Below are 17,042 nucleotides of genomic sequence, written 5' to 3'. Positions count from 1 at the left end.
GAGGATGAATGGCCGAGCATAGCCAACCATTAGAGACTGAAACGCACGATTCCAGCTGGGGTAAAATCCTGCTGATAGCTCCAGTGCACAATCATGTCTTTGATATGTTGGAGCCTTTGACCGTTCTATCTGATCGCCTCGTTGCGATCAGAACAAGCCAGCAGCTTATGGAAGAGCTGGAAGGCGCGAGCGTTCTCCCAATCTGCATTCTCTTGCCATGGCAAGAGCAAAATCCGCCAGAGCTGGATGAACTCACTCAAACCATTAAGCGTTTCCGAAAAGGCCCAGGCGTTGAAGTCCCATTGCTAGTCATCACCAATTGCAACGCTCCTGTCCCTCTTGAGCTCAAACCTAGCGCAACTGTCAGTGACGCTATTCCACCGGACGTCCTTCTGCCGCGCATTGCAGGCCTGAGGCGTCTTGCGAACAGGGCAGAAGAAGCCCGCTTGCGCCGCGGCCTGTTCGGACCTCTCCCGGAATACAAAACAGAGTTTGGTCCGCTGAAGTCCGCAGGATTGCTCGTCGCAGGTTTTGGCAAGCATTTTGGCCGCACACAAGCTCTTCTGGATATGCCCGTTGAGATCGTTGGCGGCTTCACCTCTGACATGACAGAGGACTACCTCACCGCTCGCCGGTTTGAGGCCGTGCTGATCGATATGCCAGCATGGCAGGCCTGTGAGGAGATCGAACGGCTTCGCGCAGACCCACGCTACTTCAACCTACCGATCCTCGCCCACAGTGTGGATGAAGAATCCGCTCACCTGCTCTATTCTGCAGGCGCAACGGATGTTCTCCTGGGTGACGTGACAGATAAGGCTCTCACAGGCCACATCATCAGCGCGTTGCGCGGAGGCCGCCGCCAGCGCCTCACTGATGCGATCCTCACGGTCTCCAGTCAATGGCTCGCCCGGCAGGACGATGAGGATTACCTGTCAGAGCAAACCTACCGCAGCTATCTGACGCTTCTGGAAGAATCCACCAAGCGCCGCGGCGAATCCATCTACGAGCTCAACCTGCTGGAACTCATAGAACGTTTCACAGGCAGCAACCCACAGGCCTTCGCCCAGCATCAGATGTATTGGAGCGGCACCGTTCTCTCTATCGCCATGGCTGTCTGCCGTGATGAGGATTTTGTCGCCAACATCGAAGGCCGTGGCCCGGTTGCTGTTCTGCGCAGTAAAAAAGGGATGGAGCAACTCTCCAACCGTGTTCTGGTGATGGTACGCACCACAGGTTTAGGCAACGGATAAGTCCTTCTGCGAGCTCACGAAACTGTGAGAGATTTCCAGAGCAACCATCGGATTTTCCTGATAGGCTACAGAGCACACGCGATTACACCCATAACTGAGAATTCAGATGTCTACTAATGCCCCGATTGTCATTGATGTGATCTCCGATGTCATGTGCCCATGGTGCTTCATCGGCAAACGCCGACTAGAAAAAGCCCTCATGATGTTGCCGGAAAGCACCGTCAAGGTTCAATGGCACCCCTATCAGTTGGATGCGACCCTCCCGAAAGAAGGTAAGGACCGCAAAAAGTATCTGGAAGACAAGTTCGGTGGGCCTGAGCGAGCAGAGCAGGCCTACTCCCACGTACGCAATGCTGGCGTAGCAGAAGATATCGACTTCCAGTTCGAAGCCATTAAGAAATCACCCAACACCATCGACAGCCACCGCCTGATCCGTTGGGCACGCTCAGAAGGCATGCAAGATGCGATGGTTGAAGAGCTGTTCAAACTCTATTTCACCGAAGGCGCAGATCTGACAGATAAACAAGTTCTTGTCGACGCTGCAGAACGGGCTGGTCTCAACAGTAAACTCGTCTCAGATCTTCTGGACACTGATCAGGATGTCAAGGAAGTGGAAGCCGACGTATTCCGTGCCCATGAAATCGGTGTCACCGGCGTCCCATTCTTCGTCATCGACGGCCGCTTTGCAGTTGCAGGCGCTGAAAACCCGGAAACACTGGCCGCAGCCATCCGCCACGCAGAAGAGACGAAAACTGGCGAATAGCCCTTGCTCTGAAAATATTCAATACTCTTGAAATCACATGAGCTGAATGAGTCCGGTTGACTGAAAACTGCCGCACTCTTTACGTCAGCGCCAATGGTTCAAGGGGCACTTGCAATGAGCAAACGCAGAGTACTTCTCCTCCTGTTTTCTTCACCGCTTATCTTCTGGATCTTTTCAGTAGTTGTGGTGCTTATAGCAGGAGAGATAGCAGGCTGCGAAGTTCACGAGGGCTTTGCTAATCCGTGCTCTATGACAGGGTATGATATCAGCGAGTTACTCTACTCACTCGGCCTGTTTGCCGCTTGGGGGCTTTTGCTTGTTCCCATCTTGTGGAGTTACATGATTGTTGGCTGGGGCGCTTATGAAATTGTGGCCTATGCATATCGCCGACTTAAGAAGTAATCTCATTGCAGTGAAGCAACAAAAAAGCCGGCCCAAAAGGACCGGCTTTCTTAAATTCAAGCAGATGCTGAAAGGTCTTATCCGCGCAGGATAGAACGACCAGCAAACACGCCCTGAACACCCAGCTCTTCTTCGATACGGATAAGCTGGTTGTACTTAGCCATGCGGTCAGAACGAGACAGGGAACCAGTTTTGATCTGGCCACAGTTGAATGCAACTGCCAGGTCAGCAATGGTGTTGTCTTCAGTTTCACCGGACCGGTGAGACATAACAGAGGTGTAGTTTGCACGGTGTGCCATGTCGACAGCTTCCATGGTCTCGGTCAGGGAACCGATCTGGTTCACTTTAACGAGGATGGAGTTTGCAGTGTCGTTTTTGATGCCGCGAGCAAGACGCTCAGAGTTGGTCACGAACAGGTCGTCACCTACCAGCTGACACTTGTTGCCGATTGCCTGTGTCAGGGACTTCCAGCCATCCCAGTCTTCTTCAGCCATACCGTCTTCGATGGAGAACACTGGGTACTTGGAAACCAAGTCTTCAAGGTAGCGAACCATCTCATCAGAACCAAGGATCTTGCCTTCGCCCTTCAGGTTGTACTTGCCGTCCTTGTAGAACTCAGTAGAAGCAGCATCAAATGCAAGCATCACGTCGTCGCCAGGAGTGTAACCAGCTTTTTCGATAGCGTTCAGAACGAAGCCGATAGCTTCATCAGTAGAACCGATTCCAGGCGCAAAACCACCTTCATCACCAACGTTGGTGTTGTGGCCAGCAGAGGAAAGGCCCTTCTTCAGGGTATGGAAAATTTCCGCGCCCATGCGAACAGATTCACGCAGAGAGCTTGCGCCCACTGGCATGATCATGAACTCCTGGAAGTCGATTGGGTTGTCAGCGTGTTCACCACCGTTGATGATGTTCATCATCGGAACTGGCAGAGTGCGTGCACCGAAACCGCCAACGTAGCGGTAAAGCGGCATTGCAGCAGCTTCTGCAGCAGCTTTAGCAACAGCAAGAGAAACGCCCAGGATAGCGTTTGCACCAAGACGGCCTTTGTTGTCGGTGCCGTCAAGTTCAATCATTGCACGGTCAATTTTGATCTGATCTTCAGCGTCCATGCCGCCGATTGCATCAAAGATCTCACCGTTTACAGCTTCAACAGCGTCCTCAACACCTTTGCCGAGGTAACGCTCACCGCCATCGCGGCGTTCAACAGCTTCAAACGCGCCAGTGGAGGCGCCGGACGGAACAGCAGCCCGACCGAAGGAGCCGTCTTCCAAAAGCACATCAACTTCAACAGTTGGGTTGCCGCGGCTGTCAAGAATTTCGCGACCGATAATGTCGATGATAGCAGTCATCTAAGAGTACTCCAATGTACTTGTAGAGTGTGGAATTTTGGCTCTAAGAGCTTTTACCTGAGGCGCTGCCCCCAAGGAAGAGAAGAGACCGTACTCCTCTGTAAATCCTTGGGAATAAACGAATGTATTTTGTCGCACCTCTACGTAAAAACGCAGTATTTTGTCACTTACCTTAGGTGCCGTGAAATATCTAAAGCGTAAAACTTCCGTTTTTCGCGATCCGGTCAAACTCCTGCAGCCACTTCAGCAGGTCTTTGAGTCGGTTCAGTGGGATCATATTCGGGCCATCAGATGACGTTGTGTTGTCAGGATCGTCATGTGTCTCCACAAACAGCCCTGCAATGCCCACTGCGATAGCAGCGCGGGCAAGCGTTGCAACAAACTCACGCTGACCACCAGAAGATCCACCAAGGCCACCTGGCTGCTGTACAGAATGCGTTGCATCAAACACAACAGGTGCGCCCATCTCAGCCATGATTGGCAGTGCACGCATATCTGAAACAAGAGTGTTGTATCCAAATGTTGCGCCACGCTCGCACAACATCACGTTGGAGTTGCCGCTCTCAACGACCTTGGTCATGACGTTTTTCATGTCCCAAGGCGCGAGAAACTGTCCCTTCTTCACATTCAGTGCTCTGCCGGTTTTCGCAGCAGCAACAAGAAGGTCAGTTTGGCGACACAGATAAGCTGGAATCTGCAACACGTCGCAAACTTCACCAACTGGAGCACAATGGCTTGGTTCGTGCACGTCAGTAATAACTGGCAGGCCATAAGTCTCTTTGATTTCCGCAAAGACCTCAAGACCACCCTTCATGCCCATGCCACGGCTGGCAGAAAGGCTTGTCCGGTTTGCTTTGTCATAGCTCGCCTTGAAAACCAAACCAATGTTCAACTCTTCTGCAATTTCCTTGACTGCATGTGCCATTTCCAAGGCATGCGCCCGGCTCTCCATCTGGCACGGGCCAGCGATCAGAGAGAACGGTTTATCATTTGAAAAGACAGCGTTTCCGACGGAAACTTCTGAGTTCGGTTGAGACACGAAGAGATCTCCTTAAAGGCGTGAATATAATCCAAAAGTTGATTAGGCGCTTTGGCACCAAATTACAAGAGCGTGAACGCCCTGTTGTGCGTCTGAAGAGGGTTTTCGGATGCCATCACCTTCGGAAGGTCAAAGCTCACTTTGCAGACTTGCAAGTTATCACCCTTCCCTTCATCTGCGTTGATTTAGAAGTTTTTGCTTCAAGGCGAGCGCTCTCAGCGACCTCTCCTGCTTCGGGACTGGATCCGGATTTTTGTAGCTCTTTTTCCTGCGCACATTCTCATTACAAGGAATGACGGAGCATACATTCCCGCCGACTCGTATAACAAGGCACTCATCTGTTCTTGTAACGCTGACCTGCAACGGCTCTAAAGTTCGTCTTTTCTGTTTCCTTAGGCGCTGCCTGCTTTGGCTGATCTCCTGCCCTTGGATTTTCAATGCCTGCAGTTTTTCCTCCAACAACTCGCATTGTCTGGCAGTTACTTCATATTCACTCTGCAAAGCTTGATATCTAGCAGTTTCAGCACCGTTGTTGTTCTTCTCGAGCCGCATCAGTTTCTTTGAGAGGTGTCGACACACATCTTCAGCAGCAGCGAGTTCTTGATCAACCTCTGCCGCCTCCATCTCTCCCAGTTCCATCAGATCGCTGAGTTCATAGTCTCCATCTTGGAAGTGACGCCAAGGCCTCAAAGCATCCGGATCGGCAAGGATGGACTTATAATGAGCAAGAGCCTCCTTACTCAGATCCCAATCTCCGACAACCCGTGCTCCCCACTTTTGGAAATGATTAACGCTCTTAAAATGTCGTGTAACTGTGATCATGGTGAGCTCTATCACATGAAGAACATCATAATTCTGGAAGCGAAGCCTCAGGCCAGCTCCGCTTCAACATGAAAGTTTGCCAGAAAAAGCACTCTCACTTTCTGCTATGCATCAACTAGCTTATCCGATGATCATCGAGTATTCCGCACTCTTTCCCATAAGCACGATCAGGCTTTTTGCATCGGTCGTGAGAGTGACCCCATAACTCTTTGCGATCTTGTCTTTCTCTTTGTCGTAGACATCCAAAAGCTGCTCAAATTGCTTTTGAAGAGCCGCTCTTTGAGCAATCTTCTTTTCCGCGGCGGCATAACTCTTGTTCGCAGCATCCAGGTGTTGACGAAGCTGCTGGTACTTATCATTCCCCAGAAGCTGTTTTGTGTCTCCCCTGACAGAATTTTCCAAGGTTTTCATACCTTTGTTGATTTGCTCAACTGTATTATGCGCTTTGATGTACTCATCCTGTGCCTTTGACAGGCTTTTGACGGCTTTTTCTGCTCTATCAATGTCACTGGAGATTTTCTTCAGCTTGGGATCTTCTTCAACAAGCGACATATACTTCTTTTCGATGCCTGCCTTGTCGCTTGTCAGCTTGCCGTACTTATCAATGTCCTTGGCTGGCAGTTTATGCTTCTTTTCCATTTCCTTTTTGAAGGCAGGCACACCGCTAAGGAACTCTTTGACATTCTTATATTTTTTAAGCGCTTTCGGCATCTGATCCTCCCATAGCCTTAAAATGAGATCAGTTGAGTTAGGCCGAAACCTAGCGGAACTCGCTTCCTCAAAAAATTACGGGGTGTTTGTTTGGTAAAAAAACATCTCAGAAAATGCGCAGACTTATCTCTGTTCCAATGTGAGCGGACACAAAAAAGCCGGGAACTTTCGCCCCCGGCTTTGAATAGAAGTTTCGTTTCGGTTTAGATGACCCAGGTGTTGTCCGAGCCAATAAAGCCATCAGCAAGCAGCCGATCTACAATCTCATCAGCAAGAGACTCAACGGTCCGGCCTTGCGTCTTCAGATGTAATTCCGCTGCTTCCGGCGCTTCATAAGCACTGTCGATACCGGTGAAGTTGGTGATCTCTCCTTTACGCGCTTTCGCATAAAGGCCTTTGGGATCACGCGCTTCGCAATCCTCAAGCGAGGTATCAACGAAGATCTCGTAGAACTCGTCATTCTCCAGAAGATCACGGGCTAGCTGACGTTCCGCCTTGAATGGCGAAATAAACGAGACCAGCGTGATCAGACCTGCGTCAACGAACAGTTTGGATGTCTCAGCAACGCGGCGGATGTTCTCCACCCGGTCAGCGTCAGTGAACCCAAGATCCTTGTTCAGGCCATGGCGAATATTGTCACCATCAAGCAAATAGGTATGGCGACCCAAGCTCAGCAGTTTCTGCTCAACCGCATTTGCAATGGTTGATTTGCCAGAACCAGACAGACCTGTGAACCAGAGAACCGCAGGCTTTTGCCCTTTCAGACCACCACGTGCCTTCTTGTTTACATCCAGGGCCTGACGATGAACGTTTGTTGCACGGCGCAGACCAAACCAGATCAAACCAGCCGCAACCGTCTCATTAGTCATGCGATCAATCAGGATGAAACTGCCGGTGTCACGGTTTGCTTCATAGGGATCAAAAGCAATCGCCTCAGACAGCGCCAGATTACAGAACGCAATCTCGTTGAGATAGAGTTCCTTGGCCGCATGATGGTCGAACGTGTTCACATCAACCTTGTGCTTAATCTCCGTCACGCTCGCACCAACAGTCTTGGTACCGCATTTCAGAAGATATGGTCGCCCAGGAAGCATGGCATTTTCAGACATCCAGATCAGATGCGCTGCAAACTGGTCGCTCACATCAGGACGAGAATGCACCGGAGCCAAAACATCACCACGGGAAATGTCGATCTCATCAGTCAGGGTCAGAGTAACCGACTGACCATCGTCAGCACGTACCTGATCCCCATCCATGGTGACAATCTTCTCAACACGGCTGGTTTTGCCAGACTGTGCGACAACAACTTCATCACCAACACTGACAGAACCACCACGAACCGTACCGCTATAGCCGCGGAAATCCAGATTTGGACGGTTCACCCACTGCACTGGAAAACGGAACGCAGCCTCACTGTGTTCATGGCCCAGCTCAACATTCTCAAGATGCTCAAGCAGGGTTGGGCCAGTGAACCAGCTCAATTTGTCGCTGCTGGTGGTAACATTATCCCCAAAGCGCGCTGAAAGCGGGATAACTTCGCAGCTGTCAAAATCAAAACCAGATGAGAAGCTCTCAAACTCAGCCTTGATTTCATTAAAACGTGTCTGGTCATAATCAACCAGGTCGATCTTGTTGACGGCCAACACCACATGACGCACACCAAGCAGCGAAGCGATAAACGCATGGCGACGTGTCTGCGTCAGCAGACCATTGCGTGCATCAACCAGCAAGATAGCCAGATCTGCTGTAGAAGCGCCTGTCGCCATGTTACGGGTGTACTGCTCGTGACCTGGTGTATCGGCAACGATAAACTTGCGCTTTTCGGTAGAGAAGAAACGATAGGCCACATCAATCGTGATGCCCTGCTCACGTTCGGCTTCCAGACCATCTACCAGCAAAGCCAGATCGATATCATCCGCAACAGTCCCGTGTTTACGGCTGTCTTTTTCAAGCGCTGCCAGCTGATCCTCGAAAATCAGCTTGGTGTCATAAAGCAAACGTCCGATCAGCGTGGACTTACCATCATCCACGCTACCACAGGTCAGAAAACGCAGGAAACTCTTGGATTCCTGGGAGTTGATGTAGTTGGACAGATCAAAAGCTTCTGCCACTGGCGTGATCTTATTCATTAGAAATACCCCTCACGCTTCTTCTTCTCCATGGAACCAGAGCTGTCGTGATCAATCAGGCGGCCACTGCGCTCGGAAGTCCGCGCAATCAGCATTTCACTCACAATGTCTTCAAGAGTGTCTGCGGTGGATTCAACTGCACCGGTCAGCGGATAACAGCCAAGAGTTCTGAAGCGAACATCACGATGCTCAACCTTCTCACCCGGCTCCAACCGGAAGCGATCATCATCCAGCATCAACAACGTACCGTCCCGCTCAACAACCGGACGTTTCGCAGAAAAGTAGAGCGGCACGATATCAATGCCTTCAGCGAGGATGTATTGCCAGATATCCAGCTCAGTCCAGTTGGAAAGCGGGAACGCACGAATGGATTCACCCTTGGCAATACGGCCATTATAAAGAGACCATAGTTCTGGTCGCTGGTTTTTCGGATCCCAACCGTGGCTCGCAGAACGGAACGAAAAAACGCGTTCTTTTGCGCGAGATTTTTCTTCATCACGTCGTGCCCCGCCAAAAGCTGCATCAAACTTGTATTTCGTCAGCGCTTCTTTGAGCGCTTCCGTCTTCATGATGTGCGTGTAGTTGGAGCTGCCGTGATCAAACGGATTGATGTTGTTTTTCACGCCCTCTTCGTTCGTATGAACGATGAGATCCAACCCGTACTTCTCAACCGTGTGGTCACGAAAGGAAATCATCTCCTTGAACTTCCAGGTGGTATCCACGTGCAGAAGCGGGAACGGCGGCTTGGAAGGATAGAAGGCCTTAAGAGCAAGGTGCAGCATCACTGCGCTGTCTTTACCAATGGAGTAAAGCATCACAGGGTTATCAAACTCTGCTGCCACCTCGCGAATAATATGAATGCTCTCGTTTTCTAGTCGTCGCAGATGCGACTGGCTATCAATGCCCATCACGGTCTCCAAAGGACGTGTCGTTAAGTCTTGAGCCAGAGTTTAACGGTTGAGCATTGCTGAGCCGAAGCTTACCAACCCGACCTTAAGCCATAATGGGAAATAATTTTTTCGTCCGCGACCGCTAAAAAGCACGGATTTGCGAAGGGCTTGTCCTGAGGCGTTTTCAGCTTACCATATTCAAGTGGTCCGCCACCTTCCACAACAACAGAGCCACCAGCCGCACAAAGAATCGCCTGACCAGCAGCCGTGTCCCACTCCATTGTCGGTTCCATACGCGGATAAAAGTCAGCTTTTCCCTCAGCCAAACGACAGAATTTCAAAGAGGAGCCCGCAGCTACGATGGAAGAGTTGTCCAGTTTCTCAAGCATGGCATTGGTGCGTTCGCTGCGATGAGACCGGCTGGCAAGCACACGTAACTCTTCAGAAAACGCAGAGCAGCTCATCTGCGCCACCTCACCAAGCTCAAGCCCATTGGCCTCTGCGCGATACGCACCTTGCCCGACTTCCGCCCAAAACAGCTCTCCCGTCACCGGAGCATAAATGACGCCTTTGGTTGGCGTTCCATCTTCAATTAGAGCAATATTGACTGTGAACTCGCCATTGCGGCTGATGAACTCGCGCGTTCCATCCAATGGATCAACAAGAATAAAGCGAGATCCGATTTCTGGCATGATGCCCGCAGCCATGGCTTCTTCCGCAATCACGGGCACGTCCGGACAAAATGTGGAGAGGTGATTGAGGATAATTTCTTCCGCTTGCTGGTCAGCAATCGTGACAGGAGATCCATCACCTTTTGTCTCAGACTGAAAACCTTCCTCATAAATCCCCAGAATTCGTTGCCCCGCTTCTAACGCCGCAAGCTTAAAACCTTCAATCACAACTATACCCCTGATAGCTTTCTGTTCATCTGGGAGTAACTTTTAAAGCAGCATGTTCTGGAGAAACAAGAGAGCTTCACAATTTCGCGATAATTGACTGCGAATGAACATCACTGAAGAATGAGTAATTCAAATTTCGGGCAATCGAAGCATTATGTCCTAGGACAAATTCATTTGATACCATTGACGAGCCTAATACGCTGCCGATAAGTGCTTTCAAAATGACTGTTTCGATCTCCTTGACCTAAGGAATTCAAATATATGACACGTGCAATACGAAAAGCTGTTCTCCCGGTTGCTGGTCTGGGCACCCGCTTCCTGCCTGCCACAAAAGCCGTTCCAAAAGAGATGCTCACTATTCTGGATCGTCCTATCATCCAATACGTGGTTGATGAAGCACGGGCTGCCGGGATCGAGCACATCGTATTTGTTACCGGCCGAAACAAGCAAGTAATCGAAGATCATTTCGACATTGCATACGAGCTCGAAGAAACGCTGCGCCGCAGAAACAAAGAGCACGCGCTGGAGCTGCTTGAAAAAATCCGCCCTTCCGCAGGTACAACAAGCTTTACCCGCCAGCAAGAACCGCTGGGCCTTGGTCACGCAATCTGGTGTGCTCGCGACATCATCGGCAACGAACCATTCGCAATTCTGCTACCAGACATGCTGATGAAAGCGCCAAAAGGCTGTCTCTCTCAGATGGTCGAAGCCTATGAAAGTCATGGCGGCAATATTATCTCTGTTGAGGAAGTGCCGTGGGATCAGACCCATAAGTACGGCATTATTGAACGTAACGCCCCTCGCTCTGACGAAACTTTCGCCATTACAGGTATGGTCGAGAAACCAGAGCCAGGCACAGCCCCTTCCAACCTTTACATCAATGGCCGTTATATCCTTCAGCCGGAAATCTTTGGACTACTGGAAAAACAGAGCACGGGTGCTGGTGGAGAAATTCAGCTCACTGATGCAATGCTCACTCTCATGGGGCAACAGGACTTCCACGGCGTTGAATTCCGTGGAGAAACTTACGACTGTGGTTCTCGCTCAGGGTTCTTGTCCGCAAATGTCGCTTACGCATTGGATGATTCGGAGCTTGCAGCTCAGCTGCGTCCGATGCTGGACAAACTACTTGTAAAAACCAGCTGAGTATCGGGAAACGTGAAATGGAAAAAGTACTTGTAACAGGCACTGCCGGCTTCATCGGCAATGCTGTGGCCCTCCGTCTGTTGCAAGATGGTTATCATGTCATCGGACTTGATTGCGTCACCGACTACTATGATGTGACACTCAAAGAAGAGCGACTGAAACGCCTCACTTCCTCAAACCATTTCACTGAAGAACGGATCAGGCTTGAAGATGCAGAAGCCGTTATGCGCATCTTCAAGCAGCACGCGCCATCAAAAGTCATTCACCTCGCCGCTCAGGCAGGTGTGCGCTACTCCTTAGAAAGTCCTCAGTCGTATGTAGACGCGAACGTCACAGGCTTCCTATCCATTCTGGAAGGTGCGCGCGCCCACTCTGTAAAGCATCTGGTTTATGCGTCCACCAGCTCCGTTTATGGTCTGGACGAAACAATGCCGCTCTCGACCCATCGTGGTGGCAACCACCCGGTTTCCTTCTATGCGGCCACCAAAAAAGCCAATGAAGCGATGGCGCATTCCTATGCGCACCTCTTTGACATCCCTTGTACTGGCCTACGGTTCTTCACCGTCTACGGCCCTTGGGGGCGCCCAGACATGGCCCTCTTCAAGTTCACCAAGGCCATCCTTGAAGGTGAGCCTGTTCCGCTCTTCAACCACGGCAATATGATCCGCGACTTCACTTATGTAGATGACATCGTCGAGGGCATTGTTCGCATTGCAGATCTTCCACCACAGCGCTCAGATGACTGGGATGGCAAAAACGCTGATCCTGCAACATCCAGCGCGCCATATCAGGTCTTCAACATCGGCAACAGCGATCCTGTTCAGCTGATGGATTACCTTGCAGCGATCGAAGAAGCACTAGGCATGGAAGCGAAGAAAGAGTTTCTTCCGTTTCAGGCCGGAGACGTGGCGGCAACCTTCGCAGATGTAACAGATCTGATTGAGACAACAGGATTCAAACCGCAAACCTCCGTAAAGGCAGGGGTTGCAAACTTCGTCAAATGGTATCGGGATTACTACAATGTCTAGGACGTCCCAAGGTGCCATTTTATGGAAGAAATCGTCTCAGTTGTCGGGCTTGGCTACGTAGGTCTGCCCGTTGCTTGTGCACTGGCTCATGCTGGTATCAAAACAATTGGTTACGACATCGATCGTCACCGGGTTCAGGAACTCCTTGAAGGGAAAGATCGAACCTCATCCGTCACCAAGACGGCTCTTTCTTCCAAAAAACTGACACTGACTTATTCTGCGCCTGATATCAGACAGGCGCGGATCCACATTGTGGCAGTTCCCACCCCTATCAACATCTCCAAACGCCCCGATCTCGGCCCGATCAAAAAGGCTTCCAAGATTGTTGGCGCGTTCATGAAACCCAACGACATCGTTGTCTTTGAGTCCACAGTCTACCCAGGCGCCACAGAAGAAATCGCAGTGCCACTTCTCCAACGAGAATCCGGCCTGAGGTTTCCCAGAGATTTCCAGATTGGTTACTCGCCCGAACGGATCAATCCCGGTGACAAGAAACACACGCTCTCCAACCTCCTCAAAATCGTTTCAGCAAGTTCCGACGAAGCCTTGGAAACGCTGGCGGAGCTTTACGGCAAGATCGTCAAAGCTGGCATCTATAAGGCCTCATCCATAAAGGTGGCAGAAGCAGCAAAGGTCATCGAAAACACCCAGCGCGACCTCAATATCGCACTCATGAACGAACTTTCCATGTTGTTCCATGCCATGGATATCGACACACGGGATGTGCTGGAAGGCGCTTCAACAAAGTGGAACTTTCTACCATTTCATCCCGGCTTGGTCGGAGGTCACTGCATCGGTGTCGACCCTTACTACTTGACCGATAAAGCACACCAGTTGGGATTTTCTCCGCAAGTGATCCTCGCCGGACGGGGCACCAATGAAAGCATGAGCCGTTTCATTGCAACGGAAGTCATACAAGGCTGCGTTAAACTCGCTCGCCCTATGCCCCCTCGGATCGCGGTCTTAGGCATAACCTATAAAGCCGATGTGCCGGATACCCGAAACTCCAAAGTGATTGATTTGATCCGGGAACTGGAACGCTTCGGCGCACATATCTTTGCCGTCGATCCATTGGCAGATCCGCAGCACACCAAAGACAACTTTGACATTGAACTTTACGAAGACTCTCCTCCCGGAGATTGCGATGCTGTTATCCTCGCAGTTCCACATCACTCTTTCTTCGAAAACGAAGAACCATGGCATGTCATGGAACGTTACTTAAGCGCTGAAAAAGTGTTCGTGGCCGACCTACATGGCCTGCTGGAACGAGAAAAAACGCCAGAGCACGTCAAATTGTGGCGCCTATAAAAAAGGCTTGGATGCACTCACACCCAAGCCTTCTTGTTGTTCAATGAGATACAGTCTTATGACCAAACATAAGGCTCAATATCACCACGAGCCCAGTCTTCCTTGGTCTTCTGACGGAACTCTTCGAAGCGGCCTTCATCGATTGCATCACGAACGCCCTGCATGAGGTACTGGTAGTATGCAAGGTTGTTCCAGGTCAGGAGCATCGCTGCAAGACCTTCGTTCACGCGCACCAGATGATGCAAATAAGCGCGGGAGTACTTGGAAGTTGCTTCACAGTTGGACAGCTCATCCAATGGACGTGGATCTTCTGCGTGACGTGCGTTCTTCAGATTCACCTTGCCAAAGCGAGTGTAAGCCAGACCGTGGCGGCCAGCGCGAGTTGGCATGACGCAGTCAAACTGATCGATACCGCGCGCAACACTTTCCAGAATATCTTCAGGCGTACCAACGCCCATCAGGTAGCGCGGCTTGTCTTTTGGCATCGCTGGCGTGGTGATTTCCAGCATCTTCAGCATCACAGCCTGAGGCTCACCGACCGCCAATCCACCAACTGAGTACCCTTCCATAGGAAGTTCACCGAGACGCTGAGCAGATTCAATGCGCAGGTCCGGAACATCACCACCCTGAACAATACCGTAGAGGCCCTGCCCCTTTTGCGGTCCACCCATTTTTTCAAACTGAGCACGAGAACGCTCAGCCCAACGCAGAGACAGCTGCATAGCGCGTTCAACTTCATCACGCTCAGCAGGAAGTGCAATACACTCATCCAGCTGCATCTGAATATCGGAACCGAGCAGGCCCTGAATTTCAACGGAACGTTCCGGACTCATGAAGTGTTTGGAGCCGTCGTGATGTGAGGAGAAGGTCACGCCTTCTTCTGTCATCTTGCGCAGGCCAGACAAAGACATCACCTGAAATCCGCCAGAATCTGTCAGGATCGTATGATCCCAGCCCATGAACTTGTGCAGGCCGCCCAGCTTGGCGATACGCTCAGCCGTTGGACGCAGCATCAAATGGTAGGTGTTACCCAGAACAACATCAGCGCCCAGATCACGCACCTGTTGTGGGTACATGGCTTTTACGGTCGCTTGCGTGCCAACTGGCATAAACGCTGGCGTGCGCACCTTGCCGTGTGGGGTTGTGATTTCACCACGGCGAGCCATGCCATCGGTCTTCAGCAGCTTGAAGGAAAACGGCTTGGCGTCCTGCTGTGTATCGATAGTCGTTTCGGTCATTTTGAAGCCTTCTTGAACAGCAGCGAGCTGTCTCCATAACTGTAAAAACGGTAGCCAGAGCTGATGGCATGTTCATACGCGCCACGCATTTCTTCCATTCCGCTCAGCGCACTTACCAGCATGAACAGCGTGGAGCGCGGCAGGTGAAAGTTGGTCATCAGCGCATCGATGGCTTTGAACTGGTAGCCCGGCGTAATAAAGATGTCGGTGCTTTGGGAGATCGGGTTGATAACCCCATCTTCTGTAACTGAGCTTTCAAGAATGCGCAGTGAGGTTGTGCCGACAGAAACGATCTTGTTACCACGGGCACGTACAGCGTTTAGCGCAGCAGCAGTCTCTTCGCTGATTTCACCATACTCAAAGTGCATCTTGTGATCTTCGGTCTTGTCAGCTTTCACTGGCAAAAACGTACCTGCACCAACATGAAGCGTCACAAAGTGCTTTTCTATGCCTCGCTCTTCCAAAGCTGCAAACAGACGGTCTGTGAAATGCAGGCCAGCAGTTGGTGCTGCAACAGCGCCTTCATGCTTGGCATAGATGGTCTGATAGTCTTTACGGTCCTGATCATCTTCCGCACGCTTGGCCGCGATGTACGGCGGCAGCGGGATGTGACCGACTTGCGCAATTGCTGCGTCCAGATCACCTGCGGAACGATCAAACTCAAACAGGATATCTCCTGCTTCAGACTTTTCCGTCACGACAGCAGAAAGCTCAGCTGCATCTTTGCCTTCTTCATCAAAGGCAAAGCGAACCGTATCGCCAACCTTGAGTTTCTTGGCAGGACGTACAAAGGCGCGCCACTCTTTCGCGCTTGCACGCTGGTGTAGCGTCACACCAACTTTTGCAGTCACGCCATCACGCGTGCGAAAGCCGAGGAGCTGTGCAGGAATTACTTTTGTATCATTGAAGACCAGTGCATCACCTGGCTCCAGCAAATCAGGCAGAGACAGCACCTGATCATCCGTCAGCAGTTGCTCCCCATCAGGGCGCACCACCAACAAGCGTGAACTGTCACGCGGCACTGCCGGACGAAGCGCAATGTTTTCCGGCGGCAGATCAAAATCAAAATCATCAACCAGCATAGGGTATCCAGCTTTACAAAACAGCATCTCAGCGCCGCACAAAATGTGGTCGCCTTTTATCCGCTGTCTTATTGGAATTACGGCTCAAACGCCGGTCACCTGCAGGCCTTACTGTCACCTATCCCACAGCCAAACGCTTGAAGCCACTGGGGGATACCCTTTAGTGTGATTAAGGTCAACCTGTTTAGACTTGCCGCGTCCATTTGCATGCAGGCAAAGAAAAGGCCCGGCAAATTGCCGAGCCTTTTCAAAAAACGCAATGCGCTCAAAATTAAGCGTCTGCTGCAACCTTCAAAGAAACGATCTTGTCTGGGTCTACAACTGGCTCACCGCGCTTGATCTTGTCGATGTTGTCCATGCCTTCAACAACCTGACCCCAAACAGTGTACTGGCCGTCGAGCCAGTTTGCTTCGCCGAAGCAGATGAAGAACTGGCTGTCACCGGAGTTCGGGTCCATGGAGCGAGCCATGGAGCAAGTGCCGCGAACGTGTTTCGCATCGTTGAACTCAGCTTTCAGCTTCTTGCCAGAACCGCCGGTACCTGTACCCTGTGGGCAGCCGGTCTGAGCCATAAAGCCGTCAATCACACGGTGGAACACGATGCCGTTGTAAAAGCCTTCACGTACCAGCTCTTTAATGCGAGCAACGTGGTTAGGTGCTAGGTCAGGACGCAGTTCAATAACAACGTTACCCTGAGTGGTTTCCAGCAGCAGTGTGTTTTCTGGATCTTTGATATCAGCCACGGGACTGTCCTTTATCTTAGAATAAGTCTGAGTGCAGACATAGCCTTTACTTGGCGTCTGCCGCAACCTGCATTTTGATGATCTTATCAGGGTTACGAACAGGTTCGCCGCGTTTGATCTTGTCTACAGCGTCCATTCCGGAAACCACTTCACCAAATACGTGTATTGACCGTTCAGCCAGGACCCTTCATTGAACATAATGAAGAACTGGGAGTTCGCGCTGTGCGGGCTGCGAGAACGA

Annotated in this window: 16 protein-coding genes and 1 pseudogene; 6 read left to right on the top strand and 11 right to left on the bottom strand. The window is 51.1% G+C overall.

Translation table 11 applies throughout. The annotated features are described in order from the left end of the window. Nucleotides 1-8 precede the first annotated feature (8 nt). The 3 genes from PJE062_RS02680 (at nt 9) to PJE062_RS02670 (ending at nt 2,415) form a co-directional block, all read left to right on the top strand. Nucleotides 9-1,250 carry a response regulator transcription factor gene (locus PJE062_RS02680; protein WP_008546609.1) on the top strand — a complete coding sequence of 414 codons (1,242 nt, stop codon included), beginning with the start codon at nt 9-11 and terminating at the stop codon, nt 1,248-1,250. Nucleotides 1,251-1,356: 106 nt separating this feature from the next. Then, nucleotides 1,357-2,013, top strand: coding sequence for a DsbA family oxidoreductase (locus tag PJE062_RS02675; protein WP_008546828.1), 657 nt, complete (start codon nt 1,357-1,359; stop codon nt 2,011-2,013). Between the two features lie 114 nt (nt 2,014-2,127). Beyond that, nucleotides 2,128-2,415, top strand: coding sequence for a hypothetical protein (locus tag PJE062_RS02670; protein ID WP_157039024.1), 288 nt, complete (start codon nt 2,128-2,130; stop codon nt 2,413-2,415). Nucleotides 2,416-2,492: 77 nt separating this feature from the next. On the opposite strand, the gene eno is transcribed toward PJE062_RS02670, so the two are convergent. The 7 genes from eno to cysQ form a co-directional block, all read right to left on the bottom strand. After that, the gene (eno, locus tag PJE062_RS02665) at nt 2,493-3,767 is read right to left on the bottom strand and encodes a phosphopyruvate hydratase (protein WP_008547156.1); all 1,275 of its coding nucleotides are present in this window, start codon (nt 3,765-3,767) and stop codon (nt 2,493-2,495) included. Between the two features lie 190 nt (nt 3,768-3,957). Further along, nucleotides 3,958-4,806: a 3-deoxy-8-phosphooctulonate synthase gene (gene kdsA / locus PJE062_RS02660; RefSeq protein WP_008547281.1), complete on the bottom strand. Its 849-nt coding sequence runs from the start codon at nt 4,804-4,806 to the stop codon at nt 3,958-3,960. Between the two features lie 171 nt (nt 4,807-4,977). After that, nucleotides 4,978-5,628: a hypothetical protein gene (locus tag PJE062_RS02655; RefSeq protein ID WP_157039023.1), complete on the bottom strand. Its 651-nt coding sequence runs from the start codon at nt 5,626-5,628 to the stop codon at nt 4,978-4,980. A 120-nt stretch (nt 5,629-5,748) separates the two neighbouring features. Further along, nucleotides 5,749-6,339 carry a hypothetical protein gene (locus PJE062_RS02650; RefSeq protein WP_008547185.1) on the bottom strand — a complete coding sequence of 197 codons (591 nt, stop codon included), beginning with the start codon at nt 6,337-6,339 and terminating at the stop codon, nt 5,749-5,751. A 203-nt stretch (nt 6,340-6,542) separates the two neighbouring features. Next, a complete protein-coding gene (gene cysN / locus PJE062_RS02645; protein WP_008546487.1) occupies nt 6,543-8,468 on the bottom strand; it encodes a sulfate adenylyltransferase subunit CysN in 1,926 nt (641 codons plus the stop codon). Continuing rightward, a complete protein-coding gene (gene cysD / locus PJE062_RS02640; RefSeq protein ID WP_008546802.1) occupies nt 8,468-9,376 on the bottom strand; it encodes a sulfate adenylyltransferase subunit CysD in 909 nt (302 codons plus the stop codon). The genes cysN and cysD overlap by 1 nt, the downstream gene beginning before the upstream one ends. Nucleotides 9,377-9,447: 71 nt before the next feature. Beyond that, nucleotides 9,448-10,257 (bottom strand): 3'(2'),5'-bisphosphate nucleotidase CysQ, encoded by an 810-nt coding sequence (gene cysQ / locus PJE062_RS02635; RefSeq protein ID WP_008547241.1) that lies wholly within the window; start codon nt 10,255-10,257, stop codon nt 9,448-9,450. A 261-nt stretch (nt 10,258-10,518) separates the two neighbouring features. Between cysQ and galU the strand changes: the two genes are divergently transcribed. Genes galU through PJE062_RS02620 form a run of 3 tightly spaced genes read left to right on the top strand, consistent with a single transcriptional unit; the run spans nt 10,519 to nt 13,739 of the window. Next, complete coding sequence (gene galU / locus PJE062_RS02630) at nt 10,519-11,403, top strand: UTP--glucose-1-phosphate uridylyltransferase GalU (RefSeq protein WP_008547269.1); 885 nt, start codon at nt 10,519-10,521, stop codon at nt 11,401-11,403. A gap of 17 nt (nt 11,404-11,420) precedes the next feature. Then, nucleotides 11,421-12,431: an NAD-dependent epimerase gene (locus PJE062_RS02625; RefSeq protein ID WP_008546327.1), complete on the top strand. Its 1,011-nt coding sequence runs from the start codon at nt 11,421-11,423 to the stop codon at nt 12,429-12,431. Between the two features lie 21 nt (nt 12,432-12,452). Then, nucleotides 12,453-13,739 (top strand): nucleotide sugar dehydrogenase, encoded by a 1,287-nt coding sequence (locus tag PJE062_RS02620; RefSeq protein ID WP_008546719.1) that lies wholly within the window; start codon nt 12,453-12,455, stop codon nt 13,737-13,739. Between the two features lie 56 nt (nt 13,740-13,795). On the opposite strand, the gene tgt is transcribed toward PJE062_RS02620, so the two are convergent. From tgt to PJE062_RS02600, 4 genes and pseudogenes are all read right to left on the bottom strand, one after another. Further along, entirely contained in the window at nt 13,796-14,977 is a 1,182-nt protein-coding gene (gene tgt / locus PJE062_RS02615) for a tRNA guanosine(34) transglycosylase Tgt (protein ID WP_008546286.1), read from the bottom strand. Then, nucleotides 14,974-16,059 (bottom strand): tRNA preQ1(34) S-adenosylmethionine ribosyltransferase-isomerase QueA, encoded by a 1,086-nt coding sequence (gene queA / locus PJE062_RS02610; protein ID WP_037035827.1) that lies wholly within the window; start codon nt 16,057-16,059, stop codon nt 14,974-14,976. The genes tgt and queA overlap by 4 nt, the downstream gene beginning before the upstream one ends. 271 nt (nt 16,060-16,330) lie before the next feature. Then, nucleotides 16,331-16,792, bottom strand: a complete 462-nt coding sequence (locus PJE062_RS02605; RefSeq protein WP_086003620.1) for a peptidylprolyl isomerase — start codon at nt 16,790-16,792, stop codon at nt 16,331-16,333. Between the two features lie 55 nt (nt 16,793-16,847). Further along, a pseudogene (locus tag PJE062_RS02600) lies at nt 16,848-17,042 on the bottom strand (peptidylprolyl isomerase); the annotation flags it as partial.

This window comes from Pseudovibrio sp. JE062 (assembly GCF_000156235.1).
Taxonomy (GTDB): domain Bacteria; phylum Pseudomonadota; class Alphaproteobacteria; order Rhizobiales; family Stappiaceae; genus Pseudovibrio.
Note: the sequence above shows the minus strand (reverse complement) of the source record. Positions and strands in the feature narration are given on the sequence as shown.

Coding starts and splice junctions, on each gene's coding strand:
- queA (WP_037035827.1), bottom strand. CDS start 16,059: ATGCTGGTTGATGATTTTGATTTTGATCTGCCGCCGGAAAACATTGCG.
- PJE062_RS02670 (WP_157039024.1), top strand. CDS start 2,128: ATGAGCAAACGCAGAGTACTTCTCCTCCTGTTTTCTTCACCGCTTATC.
- PJE062_RS02675 (WP_008546828.1), top strand. CDS start 1,357: ATGTCTACTAATGCCCCGATTGTCATTGATGTGATCTCCGATGTCATG.
- cysD (WP_008546802.1), bottom strand. CDS start 9,376: ATGGGCATTGATAGCCAGTCGCATCTGCGACGACTAGAAAACGAGAGC.
- cysN (WP_008546487.1), bottom strand. CDS start 8,468: ATGAATAAGATCACGCCAGTGGCAGAAGCTTTTGATCTGTCCAACTAC.
- galU (WP_008547269.1), top strand. CDS start 10,519: ATGACACGTGCAATACGAAAAGCTGTTCTCCCGGTTGCTGGTCTGGGC.
- PJE062_RS02655 (WP_157039023.1), bottom strand. CDS start 5,628: ATGATCACAGTTACACGACATTTTAAGAGCGTTAATCATTTCCAAAAG.
- PJE062_RS02680 (WP_008546609.1), top strand. CDS start 9: ATGGCCGAGCATAGCCAACCATTAGAGACTGAAACGCACGATTCCAGC.
- PJE062_RS02625 (WP_008546327.1), top strand. CDS start 11,421: ATGGAAAAAGTACTTGTAACAGGCACTGCCGGCTTCATCGGCAATGCT.
- PJE062_RS02620 (WP_008546719.1), top strand. CDS start 12,453: ATGGAAGAAATCGTCTCAGTTGTCGGGCTTGGCTACGTAGGTCTGCCC.
- PJE062_RS02650 (WP_008547185.1), bottom strand. CDS start 6,339: ATGCCGAAAGCGCTTAAAAAATATAAGAATGTCAAAGAGTTCCTTAGC.
- tgt (WP_008546286.1), bottom strand. CDS start 14,977: ATGACCGAAACGACTATCGATACACAGCAGGACGCCAAGCCGTTTTCC.
- eno (WP_008547156.1), bottom strand. CDS start 3,767: ATGACTGCTATCATCGACATTATCGGTCGCGAAATTCTTGACAGCCGC.